Source organism: Tardiphaga sp. P9-11 (assembly GCF_008329525.1).
GTDB lineage: Bacteria > Pseudomonadota > Alphaproteobacteria > Rhizobiales > Xanthobacteraceae > Tardiphaga.
The window spans coordinates 170,919-193,181 of record NZ_NPKQ01000004.1; the positions used below are offsets into that span (position 1 = coordinate 170,919).

At 61.4% G+C, this 22,263-nt stretch carries 19 protein-coding genes; 15 read left to right on the forward strand and 4 right to left on the reverse strand.

The window, feature by feature from the left end; genetic code table 11:
* Nucleotides 1–104 precede the first annotated feature (104 nt).
* The 12 genes from lepB to parC all read left to right on the forward strand — a co-directional run bounded on the left by lepB (nucleotide 105) and on the right by parC (nucleotide 10,937).
* Nucleotides 105–863 carry a signal peptidase I gene (lepB, locus tag CIW50_RS16210; protein ID WP_089264616.1) on the forward strand — a complete coding sequence of 253 codons (759 nt, stop codon included), beginning with the start codon at nucleotides 105–107 and terminating at the stop codon, nucleotides 861–863.
* Nucleotides 860–1,681 carry a ribonuclease III gene (gene rnc / locus CIW50_RS16215; RefSeq protein WP_149532512.1) on the forward strand — a complete coding sequence of 274 codons (822 nt, stop codon included), beginning with the start codon at nucleotides 860–862 and terminating at the stop codon, nucleotides 1,679–1,681. The genes lepB and rnc overlap by 4 nt, the downstream gene beginning before the upstream one ends.
* Complete coding sequence (gene era, locus CIW50_RS16220; protein WP_149532248.1) at nucleotides 1,671–2,624, forward strand: GTPase Era; 954 nt, start codon at nucleotides 1,671–1,673, stop codon at nucleotides 2,622–2,624. Before rnc ends, era begins: the two co-directional genes overlap by 11 nt.
* Nucleotides 2,625–2,657: 33 nt before the next feature.
* Nucleotides 2,658–3,050: a hypothetical protein gene (locus CIW50_RS16225; RefSeq protein ID WP_149532249.1), complete on the forward strand. Its 393-nt coding sequence runs from the start codon at nucleotides 2,658–2,660 to the stop codon at nucleotides 3,048–3,050.
* A 44-nt stretch (nucleotides 3,051–3,094) separates the two neighbouring features.
* Nucleotides 3,095–3,844, forward strand: a complete 750-nt coding sequence (gene recO / locus CIW50_RS16230; RefSeq protein ID WP_149532250.1) for a DNA repair protein RecO — start codon at nucleotides 3,095–3,097, stop codon at nucleotides 3,842–3,844.
* Nucleotides 3,845–3,926: 82 nt separating this feature from the next.
* Nucleotides 3,927–4,397, forward strand: coding sequence for a hypothetical protein (locus CIW50_RS16235; protein WP_149532251.1), 471 nt, complete (start codon nucleotides 3,927–3,929; stop codon nucleotides 4,395–4,397).
* Between the two features lie 77 nt (nucleotides 4,398–4,474).
* Nucleotides 4,475–4,768, forward strand: a complete 294-nt coding sequence (locus CIW50_RS16240) for a hypothetical protein (RefSeq protein WP_149532252.1) — start codon at nucleotides 4,475–4,477, stop codon at nucleotides 4,766–4,768.
* Between the two features lie 9 nt (nucleotides 4,769–4,777).
* Nucleotides 4,778–6,244: a TolC family protein gene (locus tag CIW50_RS16245; RefSeq protein WP_149532253.1), complete on the forward strand. Its 1,467-nt coding sequence runs from the start codon at nucleotides 4,778–4,780 to the stop codon at nucleotides 6,242–6,244.
* A 13-nt stretch (nucleotides 6,245–6,257) separates the two neighbouring features.
* On the forward strand, nucleotides 6,258–7,643 hold the full coding sequence (locus CIW50_RS16250) for a multicopper oxidase family protein (protein ID WP_149532254.1): 1,386 nt from the start codon (nucleotides 6,258–6,260) through the stop codon (nucleotides 7,641–7,643).
* Between the two features lie 51 nt (nucleotides 7,644–7,694).
* Entirely contained in the window at nucleotides 7,695–8,156 is a 462-nt protein-coding gene (locus tag CIW50_RS16255; RefSeq protein ID WP_246664298.1) for a cupredoxin domain-containing protein, read from the forward strand.
* 40 nt (nucleotides 8,157–8,196) lie between these two features.
* Nucleotides 8,197–8,499 carry a copper-binding protein gene (locus CIW50_RS16260; protein ID WP_149532256.1) on the forward strand — a complete coding sequence of 101 codons (303 nt, stop codon included), beginning with the start codon at nucleotides 8,197–8,199 and terminating at the stop codon, nucleotides 8,497–8,499.
* A 179-nt stretch (nucleotides 8,500–8,678) separates the two neighbouring features.
* Nucleotides 8,679–10,937, forward strand: coding sequence for a DNA topoisomerase IV subunit A (gene parC, locus CIW50_RS16265; protein ID WP_149532257.1), 2,259 nt, complete (start codon nucleotides 8,679–8,681; stop codon nucleotides 10,935–10,937).
* Between the two features lie 86 nt (nucleotides 10,938–11,023).
* Here the strand turns inward: parC and CIW50_RS16270 are convergent, their stop codons facing one another.
* Nucleotides 11,024–12,325 carry a hemolysin family protein gene (locus CIW50_RS16270; protein ID WP_149532258.1) on the reverse strand — a complete coding sequence of 434 codons (1,302 nt, stop codon included), beginning with the start codon at nucleotides 12,323–12,325 and terminating at the stop codon, nucleotides 11,024–11,026.
* A 335-nt stretch (nucleotides 12,326–12,660) separates the two neighbouring features.
* Between CIW50_RS16270 and CIW50_RS16275 the strand changes: the two genes are divergently transcribed.
* The 3 genes from CIW50_RS16275 to CIW50_RS16285 are packed head-to-tail and all read left to right on the forward strand — an operon-like array spanning nucleotide 12,661 to nucleotide 18,291.
* Nucleotides 12,661–13,833 (forward strand): efflux RND transporter periplasmic adaptor subunit, encoded by a 1,173-nt coding sequence (locus CIW50_RS16275; RefSeq protein ID WP_246664299.1) that lies wholly within the window; start codon nucleotides 12,661–12,663, stop codon nucleotides 13,831–13,833.
* Entirely contained in the window at nucleotides 13,830–16,994 is a 3,165-nt protein-coding gene (locus tag CIW50_RS16280; protein ID WP_149532260.1) for an efflux RND transporter permease subunit, read from the forward strand. Before CIW50_RS16275 ends, CIW50_RS16280 begins: the two co-directional genes overlap by 4 nt.
* Nucleotides 16,995–17,028: 34 nt before the next feature.
* Nucleotides 17,029–18,291 (forward strand): adenylate/guanylate cyclase domain-containing protein, encoded by a 1,263-nt coding sequence (locus CIW50_RS16285; protein WP_149532261.1) that lies wholly within the window; start codon nucleotides 17,029–17,031, stop codon nucleotides 18,289–18,291.
* On the opposite strand, the gene CIW50_RS16290 is transcribed toward CIW50_RS16285, so the two are convergent.
* The 3 genes from CIW50_RS16290 to CIW50_RS16300 all read right to left on the reverse strand — a co-directional run bounded on the left by CIW50_RS16290 (nucleotide 18,288) and on the right by CIW50_RS16300 (nucleotide 22,169).
* Nucleotides 18,288–19,514 (reverse strand): multidrug effflux MFS transporter, encoded by a 1,227-nt coding sequence (locus CIW50_RS16290; RefSeq protein ID WP_246664300.1) that lies wholly within the window; start codon nucleotides 19,512–19,514, stop codon nucleotides 18,288–18,290. The two genes, CIW50_RS16285 and CIW50_RS16290, sit on opposite strands and share 4 nt — an antisense overlap.
* A gap of 127 nt (nucleotides 19,515–19,641) precedes the next feature.
* Nucleotides 19,642–21,504: a TRAP transporter large permease gene (locus CIW50_RS16295; RefSeq protein WP_149532262.1), complete on the reverse strand. Its 1,863-nt coding sequence runs from the start codon at nucleotides 21,502–21,504 to the stop codon at nucleotides 19,642–19,644.
* Entirely contained in the window at nucleotides 21,501–22,169 is a 669-nt protein-coding gene (locus CIW50_RS16300) for a TRAP transporter small permease subunit (protein WP_149532263.1), read from the reverse strand. Before CIW50_RS16300 ends, CIW50_RS16295 begins: the two co-directional genes overlap by 4 nt.
* Between the last annotated feature and the right edge of the window lie 94 nt (nucleotides 22,170–22,263).

Sequence of the window (22,263 nt, forward strand, 5' to 3'; positions counted from 1 at the left end):
CGTAATTATATGAATCTAATGCATTTTTCGTGCGAGGCGCGCCGCCGCCTTGCCCCAAAATGCGCTACCAGCCGGGCGGTGACGCTGCGGGAATCGGGAAAGCGATGAGCGTGACATCCGGGACCAAGACTGAAAGCGGCGTCGGCGAGACCATCCGAGTTGTCATCAACGCATTGCTGATCGCGCTGGTGATCCGGACCTTCCTGTTCCAGCCCTTCAACATCCCGTCGGGCTCGATGAAGGCCACGCTTCTGGTCGGCGATTACCTGTTCGTTTCGAAATATTCCTACGGCTACAGCCACTATTCGATCCCGCTGTCGCCGAATATCTTTTCCGGCCGCGTCTTCGGCTCCGAGCCGTCGCGCGGCGATGTCGTGGTGTTCCGCCTGCCGAAGGACGACTCCACCGACTACATCAAGCGCGTGATCGGTTTGCCCGGTGACCGCGTCCAGATGAAAGAGGGGCTGCTCTACATCAACGAGAAGCCGGTGCAGCGCGAGCGCATGAGTGACTTCGTCGGTGAAGATCCCTGCGGCTCCGATGCTACGGCGCGCGTGAAGCGCTGGAAGGAAACGCTGCCGAACAATGTGACCTATGAGACGCTCGATTGCGTCGACAACGGTTTCTACGACAACACCAATGTCTACACCGTGCCGCCCGGCAACTTCTTTATGATGGGCGACAACCGCGACAATTCGACGGACAGCCGCGTGCTGTCGGCCGTCGGCTATGTGCCGTTCGAGAATCTCGTCGGTCGCGCGCAGATGATTTTCTTCTCGATCGCCGAAGGCGAACATGCGTGGCAGATCTGGCGCTGGCCGACCGCCGTGCGCTGGAATCGAATTTTCTCTATCGTGCGATGACCGACGACTCCAACAATCCCATCGAGAGCGCGCCGAAAACCGACGAACTTGGCTCGACGACCGAGGCTACGCCGGAGACGGCTGCTGCCCGCAAGAAAAAGGCGCGCGCCGTCGCGAAGGCTGCTGCTGCCGAGATTGAAACGCGCATCGGCCACAGCTTCAAGGATCCGTTGCTGCTGGCGACGGCCTTTACTCATGTCTCAGCCCTGAAGTCGCAGCGCAGCCGGACCGAGAGCTACCAGCGCCTTGAATTTCTGGGCGACCACGTACTTGGCCTCGTGGTCTCCGACATGTTGTTTCGCGCTTTCCCGAATGCGGATGAAGGCGAGTTGTCGAAGCGGCTTGCCGACCTCGTCCGCAAGGAAGCATGCGCCGACGTCGCGCGGCTTTTGGGTCTCCTCGAGGGTATCAAGCTCGGCACGGTCGGCGCCGGCGCCGGTCAGCGGTTGCGGAAGTCGGTCCTCGGCGATATCTGCGAAGCCGTGATCGGCGCGATCTTCCTCGACGGGGGCTATCCGGCTGCGGAAAGCTTCGTGCAGCGCAACTGGACCGAGCGCATGCGCAAGCCGGTGCGCCCGCTGCGCGATCCGAAGACGGTGTTGCAGGAATGGGCCCAGGGGCGTGGATTGCCGACGCCCGCCTATCGGGAGGTCGAACGCTCCGGTCCGCATCACGATCCGCATTTCAAGATCGAGGTGGATGTGAAGGGTTTTGCGCCGGCCGAAGGCGAGGGCGGCAGCAAGCGCGCCGCCGAGAAGGCCGCGGCGCAAGCAATGATTGCGCGTGAAGGCGTCAGCAGTGGCGGCAATGAAGGATAATGTCGTGAACGATGCCGAACCAGATCATGAGTCCGAAGGGACGCCTGCCGAGACCCGCTGCGGCTTCGTCGCGCTGATCGGCGCGCCCAATGTCGGCAAGTCGACGCTGGTCAATGCGCTGGTCGGTTCCAAGGTCACCATCGTCTCGCGCAAGGTGCAGACCACGCGTGCGTTGATCCGCGGCATCGTGATCGAGAATCATGCCCAAATCATTCTGGTCGATACGCCCGGCATCTTCCTGCCCAAGCGACGGCTCGACCGCGCGATGGTCAAGACTGCCTGGAGCGGCGCGCATGATGCCGACGTCGTCTGCGTGCTTCTCGATGCCAAGGCGGGCATCAACGAAGAGGCCGACGCGATCTTCAGCCAGCTTGCGAGCGTCAATCACCCGAAAATCCTCGTGATCAACAAGGTTGATATCGTCTCGAAGGAGAAGCTGCTCAAACTGGCGCAGATGGCCAACGAACGCATGAAGTTCGAAGAGACCTTCATGATCTCGGCGATGACCGGCGACGGCGTCGATGACCTGCGCCGCAGGCTCGCAGCCGACGTACCCGCCGGGCCCTATCACTATCCCGAAGACCAGATGTCGGATGCGCCGATGCGCCATCTCGCAGCTGAAATCACCCGCGAGAAGATCTTCCGCCAGTTGCATCAGGAATTGCCGTATCAGTCGACGGTGGAGACCGACAGCTGGACCGAGCGCAAGGACCATTCCGTACGCATCGAGCAGACGATTTTTGTCGAGCGCGACAGCCAGCGCAAGATCGTGCTCGGCAAGGGCGGCGCCACCATCAAGTCGATCGGCGCAGACGCGCGCAGGGAAATCACCGAGATCGTCGGGCATCCCGTGCATCTGTTCCTGTTCGTGAAGGTGCGCGAGAACTGGGGCGATGATCCCAATCGTTATCGCGAAATGGGCCTCGAATTTCCTCACGAGTGATCGAGGAGCGATGATGGAAGTGCAGCCGACACGATGACCGCTCCCGCCAACCTTCCGAAGAACGTCTTCTATTTCGAGGTGCTGCTCTACACGTCGCTGATCCTCGACGCGCTGTCGATTGCGTTCCAGGACCGCACGCCGGACCTCACGATGTCCGAGAGCACCATCATGGCGGCGAACCTCGTCGCCGCCTGCATGCTGCTGTTCTTCGTCTGGCTCGTGTGGCTTGCCGCCTATCGCCGCAAGGGCTGGCCGCGCTGGGTGCTGACGGTGTCGCTGGCCTTCTCGGTGTTGTCGCTGTTCCAGGTGCTCGGCGTCTACGGGCTGCAGTTCGACAGTGCGATCGAGATCGTGTCCTGCATCCTGACCGGGCTCGGGCTCTATTGCGCCTTCACCGGCGATGCGAAAACTTGGTTCAAGGCCTGATCGCATTTGCTGCGGCGGCTGCCGAATTCCTGTAGACTGCGCCCATGGAATGGACCGATGAAGGCATCATCCTGGGCGTGCGGCGACATGGTGAATCCAGTGCCATCGTCGAACTCCTGACGCGCAGCCATGGCCGTCATCTCGGCCTGGTGCGCGGTGGTGCGGGGTCGAAGATGCGGCCGCTGCTACAGCCCGGCAACAGCGTGCAGGCGATATGGCGCGCGCGGCTGGACGAACAGCTCGGTTATTACCTGATGGAAGGCACGTTGATGCGTGCCGCGACGCTGCTGGGTTCGTCCCATGCGGTCTACGGCATCACCCATCTCGCCTCGCTGGCGCGGCTGCTGCCGGAGCGCGATCCGCATGAGGACATCTACGAGATGCTAGAGCGTATTCTGGATGATTTCGATGATGTCGGCGAAGCCGCGCTCCATGTAATCCGGTTTGAGCTGGCGATGTTGACCGAGCTCGGCTTCGGCCTCGATCTGGAGAATTGCGCCGCTACCGGCGCGACTTCTGACCTAATTTATGTGTCACCCAAATCCGGCAACGCGGTATCCCGGACCGCGGGTGAACCGTATCGCGACCGGCTGATGCGGCTGCCGTCATTCCTGCGCGAGAGTGAAGACGGACAAAACAGCGTCGCCGACCGCGACCTGCAAGATGGCTTCGATCTGACCGGACGTTTTTTGCTGCGTAATGTGCTCGAACCGCGCGGACAGGGCCATTCGGACGCCCGGGATGGGTTCATCAATGCGGTGACGCGACACCTGGCGCGAATCTCATCGTCCTGAGGCGAGTTCAACATTGGCGGGCGCCAGATTCGCGTCTATGATCCATAGTATTGACGGGTTGATAGGAAGATATCGCGTCCAGATGCTGGTTCGTCTGACCAGAGTGCAACGGCTGAGAGCAGGGTGGTTCGTCGCCCTAGTCTATCTGTTGTGCGTGCTGGCGCCGACGATCTCTTTTGCCTTGCCGGGGCTGCATCCGGTTGCGCCGTGCCTGACTGGCGAAAGCCATATGAGCGGCATGGTTCATATAAACAGCGGTGAGCCGGCGCACATGCATGGCGATGGTCACGCGCACGATCATTCTGTCGCGCACTCATCAGCCGCACATGATGATCATCACGCGTCGGCGGCGATTGACGATGCCTCCGGCCCGCACAAAGTCCCGCACTCACCGAGTGGTCCATGCTGCGGCCTGATGTGTATCTCTGCGCTGCCGGCAGTGCTGGCTGACATCGTGCCCCCTTCGGTGCCGACCGTCCTTCGTGTCACCGAAGGCTATCGCGCGGTTACCGACAGCGCTCCCGTGCGGCTCTACCGCCCTCCCATTTCCTGATCTGATCGTATCGACGCGGTGCCGTGCCCGTTAAGGGCATGCGCGCCTGTGATCCATCGTCATTTCAGGGAAACAACATGCTCGCGCAGCTTGAGGCGAAGCTCGCCGCCGTTTGTTCGGCGGCCGGGAACCTATTCGATATCAAATTTGGAATCGTCGCAGCGATGACCGCTGCCGGCATGGCGCTTGGTGGCTGCATGCCGACGACCGTGCCGTTGGCTGGCGCCGACCCGGCAGATCCCGGCGCCAGGGTCGCCGGTGTCGGCTATCGCTCCACGGTGGCTCCTTACAGCAGCCTTCGGCCGGTTGCCCCGTCTTCATGGCGCGAGCAGAACGACCGCGTCGCTCCTGTGCCGAAATCTGGCCGGTAGGGGCACGTCATGTTCAACAAGCATCATAAGTCGCTTACGCATGTGCGCCGATTGGGCTCAAGGCCTGCTGCGGCGATCACGCTTCTGTCGTCATTTCTGTTGGCGGGTTGCGCCTCATTCTCACCGGACCGCGGTATGGGCGCTGTCGCCGGGGTCGCAAGCGAGACCATCAACAAGGACGTGATTGCGATCCGGACGCCCGATGACGCACAACGTGCTGATGCGACCGTCAAATCCCTGCTGTGGCGGCCACTGACAGTCGACAGCGCGGTCCAGATCGCGCTGCTCAGCAATCGCGGCCTACAGGCTGCGTATAACGAACTGGCGCTGGCTGAGACTGACCTGCTCGGCGACAGCCTGCCGCCCAATCCGACATTCTCGGTCTCGCGCATTTCCGGCAACGGCGCGTTGGAAATCGAGCGGCAGGTGGTCGGCGATATTCTTGCGCTGGCGACACTGCCGTTCCGCTCCGAGATCGCCCGTCAGCGATTCCAGAAGGCGCAGCTGCGTGCGGCGGAAGAAACGCTGCGGCTCGCAGCCGATGTTCGACGCGCCTATTACAGGGCGGTCGCTGCCAACGAACTTGTCGGCCTGCTGACGGACGCCAAGTCGACGGCGGAAGCCACGGCGCACCTCGCGCAGAAGCTGGGCGAAACTGGGTCGCTGAACAAGCTCGATCAAGCCCGCGAACAGGTATTCTACGCGGAGACGACCGCCGATCTCGCCACGCTCCGCCAGGAGGCCACAAGTTCGCGCGAGAGCCTGATCCGTCTGCTCGGTCTCTGGGGCGCCGACATCGGCATAAGGCTGCCGCAAGAACTTCCGGTACTGCCGCGCCAGCCGCTGTCGTTGCCGCGCATCGAGGTCGATGCCGTTGCACACCGCATTGACCTGCAGATCGCCCGCATCGAACTGGCTGCACTCGCCCGGTCGCTGAACCTCACCGAGGCAAGCCGGTTCGTGACGTTGCTCGACGTCGCCGGCATCGATCGCAAGACGCGTGATCCGGAGGGGGCACCGTTCCGTGAGCGTGGTTTCGACATCCAGTTTCAGATCCCGATCTTCGACGGTGGTGAAGTCCGCGTCCGGCAGGCGTCAGAGACCTACAATCAGGCCTTCAATCTGTTGACCGAGAAGGCGGTGAATATTCGCTCGGAAGCGCGCGATGCCTTCAGGGTCTATCGCTCGACCTACGATATCGCCGGTCACTACCAGCGCGAGGTGCTGCCGCTCCGCAAGATCATCTCGGAGGAGATGCAACTGCGCTTCAGCAGCATGCAGGTCGATGTATTCGCACTGCTGACCGAGGCCCGCCAACGCATCGCAGCCTTGCGCGCAGCCATTGAAGCCAAGCGCAATTTCTGGCTCGCGCAGTCCGAACTGCAGACCGCGATCAATGGCGGCGGCCGTGGCGAACCATCATCCGAAACAAGATCCGCGACGGCCGCGCAGGCGTCCAGTGGAGGAGGGCACTGAAATGGAGAAAACCATGTTGTCCCGGCGAAATTTTCTCGGCACCGCCACGGCGCTCGCTAGCGCTGCTGCGGTGACCGGCCGCGCCCAGGCGGCGAGTATTCCCGAAGCGCCCATGATGGACAAAGTAACGATGCAACCGCCGCTACATCCATCGAGCGGGCCCGACTACAATCCGGTGGTTACGCTCAACGGCTGGACGTTGCCGTGGCGTATGAATGGCGACTGGAAGGAATTCCATCTGGTCGCCGAGCCCGTCGAGCGTGAATTCGCCGACGGCATGAAGGCGTACCTCTGGGGTTACAACGGCCAGTCGCCGGGGCCGACGATCGAAACCGTCGAAGGCGACAAGGTTCGCATCTTCGTCACCAACAAATTGCCGGAGCATACGACCGTGCATTGGCATGGCGTGATCCTGCCGAGTGGCATGGATGGCGTCGGCGGCCTCAGCCAGCCGCATATCAAGCCCGGTAAGACCTTCGTCTACGAATTCGAGATGAAGCACAGCGGCACGTTTATGTATCACCCGCATTCGGACGAGATGGTCCAGATGGCGATGGGCATGATGGGGATGATGGTCGTGCATCCCCGCGACAACAGTTTCCGGCCTGTCGATCGCGATTTCGTCTTCATCATGAGCAGCTATCTCATCGATCCTGGCACCTATCTGCCGAAGGTCAACGAGATGACGGACTTCAACATGTGGGCGTGGAACAGCCGCGTCTTTCCTGGCATCGATCCGTTGCCGGTTCGTCTCGGCGATCGCGTGCGGATACGCGTCGGCAATCTGACGATGACCAACCACCCGATCCATCTGCATGGGCACAAGTTTGCGGTCAGCTGTACCGATGGCGGATGGGTACCTGACAGCGCGCAATGGCCGGAAGTCACCACCGACGTGCCGGTGGGCGCGATCCGGGCATTCGATTTTGTTGCCGACAATCCCGGCGATTGGGCGTTCCACTGCCACAAGTCGCATCACACCATGAATGCGATGGGTCACGACGTCAGAAACCTGATCGGCGTCTCCAAAAAGGATCTGGCGAAGGCAGTCGGCAAGCTCGCGCCGGATGCGATGGTGATGGGACCCACTGGCGGCGCCATGGGCGACATGGAGATGCCGGCGCCGGACAACACACTGCCGATGATGACGGGATCAGGTCAGTTCGGTCCGATCGAGATGGGCGGCATGTTCAGCATCATGAAGGTGCGGGAAGGGCTCGCGCGCGACGATTACCGCGATCCCGGCCAGTATGATTTCCCGAAGGGCACGGTGGCCTATGAGATCGAGGCGCCGCAGAGCGAAGCTCCACGACAGACGGGCGTGAAGGACAACACCATCAAAGGGCTGGGCCTGAAGCCGATGGAAATGAAGAAGGGCATGAAAATGAAGGGAATGTAGGGGCCGAACGACACATCGTCATCACAGACAACAAGCAATATGGAAACTGAAATGAACAAGACCCGGAAATATATTGGCGGCGGCCTCATGCTGGCCGCGATGTCTTACTCGGCCGCTGCTGCGGCCCACGACAAGCACGGAGGATATTCGGCTGGCGAACCCGGCGATCCCAAGAAGCCGGCGCGCGAGATCGTCGTCAGCATGAACGAGATGGATTATTCGCCTGCGGTCATTGAGGTGAAACGCGGCGAGCAGATTCGCTTCGTCATCCGCAACGCGGGGACCGAAGCACATGAGTTCCTGCTGGCGACCACGGCAGAAAATCTGAAGCACGGCGAAGCGATGAAGAAAAACCCCGACATGGAGCATGACGAGCCCAACGGCCTGCGTCTCGCCGCCAAGAAGTCCGGAGAAATCCTGTGGAAGTTCTCGAAGGCCGGGACGTTCGAATATTCGTGCCTGATCCCGACGCATCGTGAACTGGGGATGACCGGCAAGGTCATCGTGAAATAGCCCGATGCAAGCGGCTCAATCTCAAGCAAAGGACTGCACTATGAAGACCGATGGGTTTGTCGCGCTTGTCGCTTTTGTTGCGCTCTCAATGTTCTGTGTCGCGGGTTACGCGCAGGATGCTGCGGTGCGTGGAGAAGTGAAGAAGATCGATGAGGCGGCAGGCAAGATCACGCTGAAGCACGGCCCGATCAAGAGCCTCGATATGGACGAGGGCATGACCATGGTGTTTCGCGTCAAGGACCCGGCGATGCTGAAATCGGTCAAGGTGGGCGACAAGGTGAAGTTCGATGCCGGCCGCGTCGATGGCCAGATCGTGGTGACCTCCATCCAGAAATCCAAATAGCCCCGGAAGATGACGTCCAGGCGGAGCTTGGAACCTCCGCCTATCGGATCGCCCAATGGTGGATGGAACGACAGAGGGGGCGCTCTCCCTGCGCGAGGGCCCCCGATATCGATGGAACTTGATCGATGGCGCGTGATTCATTTCTTGCCCGATTCGCCCGGAGGCGCTAACCCCTCGCCATGGGAAAAAGACTGATTCCGCCGGAGCCGGCTGAAATTCACGAAGTGCAGCTGCGGGACGCGCTCGAGGAGCGCTATCTCGCTTACGCGCTGTCCACGATCATGCACCGGGCGCTGCCGGACGCGCGGGACGGCTTGAAGCCGGTTCACCGCCGCATTCTCTATGGCATGCGCCTGTTGCGGCTCGATCCGGGCACGCCGTTCAAGAAATCCGCCAAGATCGTCGGCGACGTGATGGGCTCGTTCCATCCGCATGGCGACCAGTCGATCTATGACGCGCTGGTACGCCTCGCGCAGGATTTCTCGTCGCGCTATCCGCTGATCGACGGCCAAGGCAATTTCGGCAATATCGATGGCGATAGTGCTGCGGCCTATCGTTACACCGAAGCGCGCATGACCGATGTGGCGCGGCTGCTGCTCGAAGGTATCGAGGAAGACGCGGTCGAGTTGCGCCCGAACTACGACGGCCAGACCAAGGAGCCGGCTGTGTTGCCGGGCGGTTTCCCGAACCTGCTGGCCAATGGCGCGCAGGGCATCGCAGTCGGCATGGCCACCTCGATCCCCCCGCACAACGTCGCTGAACTCTGTGACGCTGCGCTGCATCTGATCGACAAGCCCGACGCCAAGTCGAAATCGCTGATGCGCTGGGTGAAGGGGCCGGACTTCCCGACCGGCGGCATCATCGTCGATTCCAAGGAAAGCATCGCCGAGGCTTATATGACCGGGCGCGGTTCGTTCCGCACCCGCGCCAAGTGGCATGTAGAAGAGGGCGCCCGCGGCGCCTGGAATGTCGTGGTTACCGAGATTCCATGGTTGGTGCAGAAGTCGCGGCTGATCGAGAAGATCGCCGAGCTCCTGAACGACAAGAAGCTGCCGCTGATCGGTGATATCCGCGACGAGTCCGCCGAGGACATCCGCGTCGTCATCGAGCCGAAGACGCGCAATGTCGATGCCGGCCTGGTGATGGAGTCGCTGTTCAAGCTTACCGAGCTCGAGAGCAAGATTCCGCTGAACCTCAACGTGCTGGTCAAGGGGCGCATCCCCAAGGTGCTCGGCCTTGCGGAATGCCTGCGCGAATGGCTGGACCATCTGCGCGACGTGCTGCTGCGGCGCTCCAACTTCCGCAAGAACCAGATCGAGCATCGGTTGGAAGTGCTCGGCGGTTACCTGATCGCCTATCTCAATATCGATGAGGTGATTCGGATCATCCGCACCGAGGATGAGCCGAAGCCGGCCTTGATGAAGGCGTTCAGCCTCACCGAATTGCAGGCGGAGTCGATCCTGAACATGCGGCTGCGCAGCTTGCGCAAGCTCGAAGAGTTCGAGATCAGGAAAGAGGACAAGGAGCTCCGCGCGGAGCTCAAGGGCATCAATGCGATCCTGAAGTCCGAGACCGAGCAGTGGGCCAAGGTCGGCGAGCAGGTCCGCAAGGTGCGCGACATCTTCGGACCGAAGACGCCACTCGGCAAGCGCCGCACGGTGTTTGCGGATGCGCCGGAGCATGATCTCGCAGCGCTCGAAGAGTCGCTGGTCGAACGCGAGCCCGTCACGGTCGTGATTTCCGAGAAGGGCTGGGTCCGTACGCTCAAGGGTCAGGTTGCAGACCTGTCCAACCTGACCTTCAAGACCGACGACAAACTCGACAAGGCGTTCTTCGCCGAGACCACCTCGAAGCTGATGATGCTGGCCACCAATGGCCGATTCTACTCGCTCGACGTGGCGAAGCTGCCAGGCGGTCGCGGCCACGGCGAGCCAATCCGCCTGTTCATCGACATGGAGGGCGATGCCGCGATCGTCTCGATGTTCGTGCACAAGGGCGGCCGCAAGTTCCTGATTGCCAGCCATGACGGCCAGGGCTTCCTCGTCAATGAGGACGACTGCGTCAGCAATACCCGCAAGGGCAAGCAGGTGCTGAACGTCGAGATGCCGAATGAGGCGCGCGTGCTAACGGTGGTCGGCGAGGGCAGCGATCAGGTCGCTGTCATCGGCACCAACCACAAGATGGTGATCTTCCCGCTCGACCAAGTGCCTGAGATGGCGCGTGGCCGTGGCGTGCGTCTGCAGAAGTATACCAGCGCATCACTGTCCGACGTCGCCACTTTCGTGGCCAAGGAAGGCCTGACCTGGAAGGATTCGTCCGACCGCGAGCATCGCCTGACCTGGAAGGAACTGGCCGACTGGCGTGGCAACCGTGCGGATGCTGGCCGTCTCGCGACGGGTCTGCCGAAGTCGAACAAATTCGGCCGGGTGATCGAGTAGGCATCGAGTCCGTAACTCTCAAACTCTCAACATGTCGTCTTCGCGTATGCGAGAGACGACATACAGAGCGTGCCGCGACTACCAGTCTAGCCGAGTGCCTCTTCGGTCACTCGGCTCGCCAATACCTTGTCGATGCGGCGGCCGTCGAGGTCCATGACCTCGAAACGCCAGGCATGCGAGACGACCTCGTCGCCGACGTCGGGGATCTTGCCGAATTCCTGCAATAGAAACCCGGCGAAGGTCTGATAGGGGCGCGACTGCGCGGGTAGTTCGATGCCGAGCAGAGCGGCGAATTCCACCGCAGGCATCCAGCCGGAGATGAGATAGGAGCCGTCCTCGCGTTTGTGGAAGGCGACCTCGGCAGGACCTTCCTCGGTGTGGAAGGCGCCGACGATCGACTCCAGAATATCCGCCGACGTCACCACGCCCTGGAACACGCCGTATTCGTCATGCACCAGGCCGATATGGAAAGGCGAGTCGCGCAGGATCGCCACCACGTCGCGTGCATCGACGGTTTCGGGAATGATCGGCGCCTCGCGCACCAGTGCGCGAATATCCGGCGTCTTGCCGCTGAGATAGACGTCAAGCAGGTCCTTGGCCTGGACGATGCCGATGGCGGAATCGCCGTCTCCATCGAACACCGCGAAACGCGAATGCGTGCTGTTGGCGAGCTCGGCCCGAATGGTCTCGATGGGATCGGCAAGGTCGATCATCGCCACTTCGTGGCGCGGTGTCATGACGGCGCCGACGGGCAGGTCGCCGAGGCGCATCACGCCTGCGATCATTTCCTTTTCGCCGGGCTCCAATACGCCGGCGGTTTCCGCTTCGGTCACGAGCGTGCGGATTTCGTCTTCGCTGACCTTCTCTTCGGCTTCACCGCGCTGCCCAAGTAGAAACAGGATCGCCTTGCCGGAGCGATCGAGCAGCCACACCAGCGGCAGCGAGATTTTTGCCAGCAGTACCATGGCCGGTGCCACGCGCACCGCCACGGCCTCGGGATCGCGCAGCGCGATCTGTTTCGGCACGAGTTCGCCGATGATCAGCGAGGCGTAAGTAATGATCGATACGACGATGCCGACGCCGAGCGTGTCGGCGAGGCCTTTTGATACGCCAAGGTCAAGCAACAGTACCGTGAGACGCTGGCCGAGCGTTGCACCGGAAAATGCACCCGACAATACGCCGATCAACGTGATGCCGATTTGCACGGTGGACAGGAACTTGCCGGGGTCGGACGCCAGCGCCAGAGCGCGGCGAGAGCCCGTCACGCCTTTTTCGACCAAGGCGGCGAGGCGGGCAGGACGGGAGGATACGATCGCCAGCTCCGACATTGCGAGCAGGCCGTTGACGACGATCAGGACCGCAACGATCCCGAGTTCGAGAGATAACACCTTGGTTCCTTCTGGTGATGGAAGCGCAAATCTAGTCGATCCGGCGCGATCCCGCCATGGTGCAGGCCCGAGGCGTGACACATGGGCTCATCCCGTTGAAATTACGGCGATGGCCTAATTCCAGGTGGGGCAAATGGCAGCGGAGGTCGCCTTTCCCTCATTCTCAGCCTCATTTATCAAACTTTTGTGCGGTCTCAGCGCATTGCGTGGCGCGGCGGAGGCCACATCTGTTGCCCCAACTTGGGATTGTGATCGCCGCCGTCAAAAAATTCGACGCGTCGCAATTTTCATGTACCATTGATTTTGGTCAGTTTGTTTCGCTGGGGGCATTTGTCTTGATTTGCGTCAGATCGATCTTTCCTGCCGTCTCGTCCGTCATCGTACTTCTTCTGCTCGCAGGTTGCGGCAAGAAGGAAGAGGCCGCTGCACCGCCGGCGCCGCCGGTCACGGTTGCCAATCCCGTCAAGCGGATGACAACTGACTGGGATGAATTCACCGGTCGCTTCGATGCGGTCGACCAGGTGCAGGTGCGTGCGCGGGTCACGGGCTTCATCACGAAGGTGACCTTTGTCGACGGCGCCGTCGTCAAGACCGGGGATGTGCTCTACGAGATCGATCCGCGGCAATACGAGGCGACGGCAGAGCAGGCGCAAGGGCAGCTCGACGATGCCAAGGCCAAGGTCGTTCTGGCAGAGAAAGAACTCGAGCGCGCCACAACGCTGATCAAGACCCAGGCAATCTCCGAAAACATCGTCGACCAGCGCAATCAGCAGCTGGCGGCGGCGCAGGCTTCGGTTTTGCAGGCCGAAGGCGCCTTGAAGCTAGCCAAGCTCAATCTCGAATATACCAAGGTTGTTGCGCCTATCGATGGTCGCGTCAGCCGACATCTGATCAGCGTTGGCAATCTTGTGCAGGGCAGCGACAGCGGTGCGACAGTGCTGACCTCGATCGTGTCGATGGCGCCGATCTATCTGTATTTCGACATGGACGAGTCGATCTATCAGCGAAACAGCCGGCTGTGGTTCGAGGGCAGGCGACCAAGTTCGCGGGATACACCCAATCCGGTGCAGATAACACTGACCGGTGATACCAAGCCGTCGCGCGAAGGCAAGATGGACTTCCTAGACAATCGCCTCGATGTCGGCACTGGTACACTCCGCGGCCGCGCCATCGTTGAAAATAAAGACCTCTCGATTTTGCCCGGCCAGTTCGCTCGCCTGCGTGTCATTGCCAGCGGTGAGTACGAGGCGGTGCTCGTGCCCGACACGGCTATCGCGACCGATCAGTCGCGCAAGATCGTGATGGTGGTGAAGGCCGACGACACGGTTGAAGCGCGACCGGTGGTTCTGGGGCCGCTCGATGACGGGTTGCGTGTCATCAGGGAGGGCCTGAAACCCGATGATCGGGTGATCGTCGATGGGCTGCAGCGGGCGCGGATCGGCGCCAAGGTGTCGCCAAAAATGGCCGACGCCAAGCCTGCTACTCCAGCTGCCGGCGCCAAGCCATGAATCTGGGCAGCCTGTCCGTCAATCGTCCGATCCTCGCGATGGTGCTGTCCATCGTGCTGCTCATCGTCGGTGCGCTCGCTTACACCACGTTGCCGGTGTCGGAATATCCGGAAGTCGCGCCGCCCACTGTCGTGATCACCACGCAGTATCCGGGTGCGTCCGCGCAGACCGTATCCGAGACGGTAGCGACGCCGATCGAGCAGGAGATCAACGGCGTCGAAGACATGCTGTATCTATACAGCCAGGCGACCTCGAACGGCCAGCTGAACATCACCGTCACTTTCAAACTCGGCACTGACCTCGACAAGGCACAGGTGCTGGTGCAGAACCGCGTCGCCATCGCCCAGCCACGTCTGCCCGAGGAAGTCCAGCGCAACGGCGTTGTGACCCGCAAGAACTCGCCCGACCTGATGATGGTCGTGTTCATGCTGTCGCCCGACGACACCTACGACCAGCTCTATATCTCCAACTACGCGTTGCGCAATGTGCGCGACCAGTTGTTGCGTCTCGACGGCGTCGGCGACATCCAGATCTTTGGCGCGCGCGACTATTCGATGCGGCTATGGCTCGATCCCGACAAGATCGCCAATCTCGGCATGACCGCGGGCGACGTGATTGCGGCGATCCGTGCGCAAAACATCCAGATTGCTGGTGGCCAGATCGCTGAGCCGCCGATTTCCGATCGCGCCTTCTCGCCGAACCTGACCTTCACAGGTCGTCTCAAGGATCAGTCCGAATTCGGAAATATCGTCATCAAGGCTGGCAGCGACGGCCGCACGGTGCGCCTGCGCGACGTGGCGCGGATCGAACTCGGCGCGCTGTCCTATACGACCAACAGTTTTCTACTGAAAAAGCCGGCGGTGGCGCTCGCGGTCTCGCAGCGGCCGGGATCGAATGCTCTGGCCACGGCGGACGCGATCGCCAAGACCATGGCCAAGTTGAAAACCGAATTTCCGAAGGGGCTCGAATACAATATCGGCTACAACCCGACCGAATTCATCGCCCAGTCGGTGCATGAGCTGATCAAGACGATCTACGAGGCCATGGTGCTGGTCGTAATCGTCGTGCTGGTGTTCCTGCAGGGCTGGCGGCCGGCGATCATCCCCATCATCGCCATCCCGGTGTCGCTGGTCGGCACGTTTGCCGTTATGGCGGCGCTCGGCTTCTCCATCAACAATCTCACTTTATTCGGTCTCGTACTCGCCGTCGGCATCGTGGTGGATGACGCCATCGTGGTGGTGGAGAATGTCGAGCGGCATCTCGCCGAAGGCAAGACCCGGCGCGAGGCGGCCCTGCTGACCATGACCGAGGTCGGCGGCGCGTTGATCTCGATCGCGCTCGTGCTGTGCGCGGTGTTCGTGCCGACGGCGTTTATCGGCGGCATCTCTGGACAGTTCTTCCAGCAATTCGCAGTGACCATCGCGGTGGCGACGGCGATCTCCTGCTTCTGCTCGCTGACCCTGTCGCCGGCGCTTGCCTCGATGATCCTCGAACAGCATCACGAGAAAAAGCCGCCGCCGAGCTGGAACGTGGTTGCCCGCGGCTGGAACGCATTCACAGGCGTGTTCAATCGCGGCTTCGACCGGTTATCCCACGCCTATGGCACCGCGGCCGGCTTTGTGATCCACCATCTGGCACTGATGCTCGTCGTCTACGCAGTCCTGATCGGCACGGCTGGCTGGCTGATTTATGCGACGCCGCAGGGCTTCATCCCCGCGCAGGATCGCGGCTATGTCATCGTCGTTGTGCAACTGCCCGGCGCGGCATCCCTGAGTCGCACCACGGAGATCGTGCGGCAGATCGAGCGCATCTCGCTGGAAGTCCCGGGCGTCGTCCGCGTGCCGTCCTTCGCCGGCTTCAACGGTGCCACGCGCACGCAGGCGTCGAATGCTGCGGCGCTGTTCCCGGTATTTGACGATGCGGAGGAACGCGCCAAACATGGGAACACCGCAGCCAAGATCACGGCTGAATTGCGCAAGCGGTTGGCCGCCATCGAAGGTGCGGTGGTGATCGTGGTGCCGCCACCCGCGGTGTCGGGCATCGGTACCGGTGGCGGCTTCGCCATGCGCATTCTCGACAATCAGGGCCGGGGTCCTGATCTCCTCGAGAAGGCGACCGACGAATTGGTGAATGCGGCGCGTAAAGCGCCTGGCCTCACTGCTGTATTCTCGCCCTTCAGTGCGAACACGCCGCAAGTGTTCGTCGAGATCGACCGCCAGAAGGCACAGATGCTCAACGTGCCCGTTCAGAACGTCAATGACGCGATTCAGACCTATTTCGGTTCGGCCTATGTCAACGACTTCAATATCCTTGGCCGCACCTATCATGTCACAGCGCAGGCTGATCTGCCGTTCCGCAAGGAGCGCGCCGATCTGGCGCGACTGCAAACTCGCAATGCCGATGGCAATATGGTGCTGCTGGGCAGTGTGGTGAACTTCAGGGACACGGCAGGCCCTGACCGTGTGCCACGCTACAACCTTTATCCCGCCTCCGAAATCCAGGGTGATACGCTGCCCGGCGTCAGCTCGACGACGGCACTCAATACCATGAAGAGGCTCGCCGACGAGACGCTGCCAAGCGGCTTCACCTTCGAATGGACCGATCTGTCCTATCAGCAGGTGACCGGCGGCAATGCGGGCCTCTACGTATTCCCGATCTGCGTGTTGTTCGTCTATCTGGTGCTGGCGGCGCAATATGGCAGCTGGTCGCTGCCATTTGCGGTCATCCTGATCGTGCCGATGTGCCTGTTCGCAGCAACCATCGGCGTGCGGATCATGGGGCAAGACATCAACATCCTCACCCAGATCGGATTCGTCGTGCTGGTGGGACTGGCGGCGAAGAACGCGATCCTGATCGTCGAATTCGCCCGCGACATCGAGCACGAAGGCCGCGACCAGCTGGAAGCCGTGATCGAGGCTTGTCGCCTTCGTATCCGCCCGATCTTGATGACGTCCTTCGCCTTCATTCTTGGCGTGTTGCCGCTGGTGATCTCGTCGGGGTCAGGCTCGGAAATGCGTCAGGCGGTTGGTGTCGCGGTGTTCTTCGGCATGATCGGTGTTACGATCTTCGGCCTGATTTTCACGCCGATCTTCTATATCCTGATCCGACGCCTGTTCCCGGGCTCGGTGGTGGTTCCGGCGCGGGGGCAGGACGCACATTGATTGCGTCGATGAAGCCGAGCCGAGTGAATCTCCGATGGACACTGCGCCGCGTATCGAACTGATGAACTGGTTGACCGGCCAGGGCCTTACCGGCCTGCCGGAAAATGAGTTGATCCGCGGCTTTTGCGAACGCTGCTTGGCGGGTGGCATCGACCTGTCGCGGGGGCTTGTTTTCCTCGACACGCTGCATCCGATTTTTGAGGGGCGCGGTTTCCGCTGGAACGACAAGGCCAGCAACGAGAGCGATGTGTTCGAATATGGCTCGACCGAGATCGGCGAGGCCGCCGCGAACTGGCGACGATCGGTGTTCTTCCACATGCTGGAAGAGGGGCACGACGAATTGCGGCTCGATCTGCACGCGCCCGGGATAGCCGACCGCTTCTCGATGGTCAGCAGCCTGCAGGAAGGTGGTCACCGTCACGGCGCCGTGTTCGTCCACAAGTTTGGCGAGAACGGTTCCATGGGGCAGATGGACTGCCTCTATTCGTATTGGGCGACGCGCGACGAAGACGGGTTCAATGAGCAACAGATGTCGGCGTTGCGCGAACTAGTGCCGATGCTCGGGCTCGCTATCAAGTCGGCGGCGCAGATGGAGATCGCGCGGACGCTCGGCCGCGTCTATCTCGGCCGCGATGCCGCCGAACAGGTTCTCCGCGGCAAGATCGCGCGAGGCGTCACCGAGCGTATCAATGCGGTGCTGTGGTTTTCCGACTTGCGCAACTCCACCGGGATCAGCGAGGCGATCGGACCGGACGAGATCATCCCGTTCCTTAATGACTACGCCGAAGCCTCGATCGCTGCGATCCATGATGTCGGCGGCGACGTGCTCAAACTGATCGGCGACGGCATTCTGGCGATGTTCACCGGCGACGACATGGTGAAGGCGAAGCGCAACGCCTTGCGCGCCGAACATCAGTTCCGCAAGAATATCGCCAAGCTGAATGCGAAACGATTGGCGGCGAACCGGCCGGTAACGACTGCTTATGTTGGTTTGCATGAGGGCGAAGTATTCTACGGCAATATCGGCAGTGACGAGCGGCTCGATTTCACCGTGGTTGGTCCCTCAGTCAACGAGGTGAGCCGCATCGCTTCCATGTGCTCGTCGGTCGATCGGCCGCTGTTGACCTCGTCCGCGTTTCAGGCCGGGCTTGACGCGGCGGGCCGCAAATATCTGGTCTCCACTGGCCGTTACGCCTTGCGCGGCATCGGCCGCGCGCAGGATCTCTACACACTGGATCCCGAGATCGATAGCGACGAAGTCGTGCGTGGCGGCTACGAGCGCTATCTGGCGCGTTAGCTGACCGCAACGGTTGGCTGGCACATCGCGTAGAGCACGATAGCGATCAGGCAGGCCGCGCCGAGAACGATGCCGAGCGCCAATGCGGCCTGCGGCACGATAGTGGCCGACAGAGATACGCCGATCGCGGCTCCCATCATCTGCCAGAAGCCGAGCAGTGCCGAGGCGGCGCCCGCATGGGTGCCGAACGGCGACAGCGCCTGCGCCGTGCCGAGCGGATTGACCACGCCCATGCCCATCAGGAATACGCAGGTCGCGGCGATGAAGGTGACGACGTTGCCGTGGAAGTAGGCGGTCGCGAGCACCGCAACGCTGCCGATGAACGCGATCAGTAATCCATAGCGAATGGACCGATCCAGTCCGAAGCGGGGGGCGAGGCGTGCGGCCAGCATGCCGGAGCCGAACACAACCAGCACGGTGCCTGCAAAGAATAGCCCAAGCGCAATCGGTGTGAAGCCATAGCCCTCGATGAGAATGCGAGGTGTTGCGGAGAAGATCGAGAACAGTCCACCCATGATCAGGCCCACTGTGGCGGCTGGGATCAGGAAGTGGCGGTTCACCGAAAGCTTGAGATAGGTTGTGCCGACGGCGAGTGGATTGAGCGGGATACGCGTCGTGTTGTGAGTTTCGCCGAGCACGATGACATAGCTGAGTGCCGACAGCGCGGCGAAAGCGCCGACGAAAACAAATTCTGAGCGCCATCCGAAAAAATAATCGAGGCCGCCACCGAGCAGTGGCGAGAAGCCAGGTGCTGCGGCCTGCGCGATCATCACCAGCGTCAGCGCACGTGCCAGCGTCGCGCCGCTGAACAGGTCGCGGGCAATGGCGCGCGACAGCACCGAGGTTGCACAAGCACCTGCCGCCTGAATGGCTCGGCCAATCAGCAGCGAGGAAAGATCGCTCGACAATCCGCACCAGATGCTGCCTATGACGAACACGCCGAAACCCGCGAGCACGGGAATGCGACGCCCGTAACGATCCGAGATCGGACCGACCAGTAACTGCCCGAGCGCGAAAACGATCAGGAACACTGTGATTGATGCTGTGACCGCTGGGGTCGTCACCTTCAAGGAGGCGGCTATCTGCGGCAACGACGGTAGCAGGATATTGGTGGCCAATGTCCCGATGGAAGCCAGTGCCGCGAGCACGGCGATCTGCAGCGCGGTCGAGGAGGTTTCCTGCTGCGATGTGTCTGCCATGGCGTCTGCCGTACGGTCGGTCATATGATGATCCTCATTATATAAATGATGTACATCATATAAAGAGACCTGCAAAGAGCAGGGCGATCATGCGGTATTTCGGGAGGACGGGTGCCACCGCCATCTTCCCGGCGGTGATCGGGCTGATTGATCAGTTGCCGTACAGATAATTCGGCAGCCACAGTGTCAGGCCGGGCCAGATATACATCAGCACCATGCAGATGATGACGATGAGCATATAGGGCATCATGCCGGAGAATATCTGGTTCAGCGTCACATGCGATGGCGCGACGCCCTTCAGATAGAAGGCGGACATCGCCACCGGCGGCGACAGGAAGGCGGCCTGCAGGTTGACGAAGACAAGCACGCCCCACAAGATCGGGTCGATGCCGAAATGCTTCAGCATCGGCAGGAAGATCGGCACGAAGATCACGATGATCTCCGTCCATTCCAGCGGCCAGCCGAGGATGAAGATGATCGCCTGCGACAAGATCATGAACTGGACCGGCGTCAGGTTCAGCGATAGCACCCAGCTTTCCAGCAGCGCCTGTCCGCCGAGAATGGCGAACACCGCGGAGAACAGCGCCGATCCGACGAACAGCCAGCACACCATGGAGGTAGTCTTGGCGGTCAGGAACACGGCCTCCTTGGTGCGCTTCCAGTCCAGCGTGCGCGCCTGGAAGGCAAGCAGGAACGCGCCAGCAGCGCCGACGGCGGCGGACTCCGTTGCCGTGGTGATACCGAGCAGGATCACGGCCAACACGATGGCGGTCAGAATGCCGAGTGGCATGACGGACGATGTCAGGAGCCGTAGCACCTCGAATTGCTCAGCGCCCATGGTCCAGTAGTAATAGAAAAGCATCAGCGCAATGATGGCTGCCGTAAAGGCGAAGTAGGTGTAGAATTCCGGCGGCGGTCCGGCATCCACCGGCGCATTCGTTGGACTGTTTTGCAGATCGGCATTGCCCATCTGCTGTAGCACTTCCGGCTCGCTCTCTTTCGCCGAGCCGGACTGGGCGGCGCCGAGCTCTTCCAGTTTTTCTTCCTCAGGCGCGGCCGTGCCGGCATTGCCGGGCTGAACCCGCTCGGTGATCGCGGCGGGCGCGGGAGCGTCGGGCTGCGGATGGATGACGACATACCACCACGCGGCCCAAAGCGTAGTCAGCGCCAGGACCAGCGGCACCAGAGCAAAGCCGAGATTTTTTAGAATCGCCGTGTAGCTGATCCGCGCGCCGTCCATGGTCAGCGCCATGGCGCGCGACGGTGCCACGGCAGCCGTCAGCAGGGCAGGCAGCATCTTGTCCGAATAGGCTTGCTGCAGATCGGCGATCCACGGCCGGACGGGCACGCGTGTTTCGCTCTCTGGCAACTTTGGCGCGATCTTCGGGTTCAGCAGCGCCCAGCCGATGATGTAGACAAGATAGAGGAAAGCCAGGAAGAATCCCGGAAACATCGCTGCGGCATAGAGCTTCACGACGGACTGTCCAGCGACGGCGGCATAGACGATGATCATCACCGATGGCGGGATCAGGATGCCCAGCGTGCCGCCGGCCGTGATGACGCCCGACGCCAGCTTGACGTCATAGCCGGCCTTGAGCATCGGGTTGAAGGCGATGACGCCCATCAGCACCACGACGGCGCCGACCAGACCTGACGCTATGCCCCAGAAAGTACAGACGATCAGGGTCGCGACCGCCAGCGAGGCCGGCACGCGGCGGAAGGCGAGCTGGATCGAATAGAACATCTTGTCGACCAGCGCGCCGCGTTCCATCACATAGCCCATCAACACGAAGAGCGGGATGGAGATCAGGACGTCGTTGGTCATGGCGCCATAGGTGCGCTGGACCATCAGGTCGAAGATGTGGTTGTCGGCCCAGGATTCGCCTGCGCGGTAATAGGCAAAGAAGCCGAAAAACATGCCGAGGCCCATCAGCGTGAAGGCCGTCGGAAATCCCATCATGATCACGACGACGATGAGGCCGAGCATCAGGAGGCCGAGTGCGGGATCGCTCATTTGTGCGTCTCCCCGCTCATGCCGCGCTGGCGCGCGCTTTCCTCGATGTCCTGCGCATGCGCGATGGCGTTGCGGCGCGTCTCCTCGTCGACATGTTCGCTATGCGCGAGTTGCTCTTCGACGACGTCGATCTCCGAGACGTCCTTCAGCCGGCTCGGCCAAACGCCTGTCTTCAGGCAGATCGCAGCGCGGGTGATCTCGGCGACGCCCTGCAGCAATAACAGTGCGCCGGCCAGCGGAATCATCGCTTTGAAGTGATAAACGGGCGGTCCGTCTGCTGTGACGTTGGAGTGTTCCTTGATGCGCCAGCTGTCGCCCGCATAATCCCAGCCGGCATAGACAAGCGCGGCGATGCCGGGCAGGAAGAACACGATGTAGAGGACGAGATCAAGCGAGGCCTGCGTGCGCGGCCGCATCGAGCTGTACAGGAAGTCACCACGGACATGGCCGTTCTGCGCCAGCGTGTAGGCGCCGCACAGCATGAATAGCGTGCCATAGAGCATGTTGGAGGCGTCGAAAATCCAGGCCGTGGGCGTGTTCAGCATGTAGCGCTTGAACACCTCGGCGCAGACCAGTCCCATCAATCCCAGGATGAACCAGGCGGCGGCCTTTCCGGCGAAAGTGCTGATACCGTCGATGGAGTGCAGGAAACGCTCGGCAGTCATGTTATTCAGGCCACTGATGCTGGAAACGTCAAATCGGGTTCGATCAGGCGAGAGCAGGCAGTAAACGGCAACACGAATGCATCATCCGGGATGG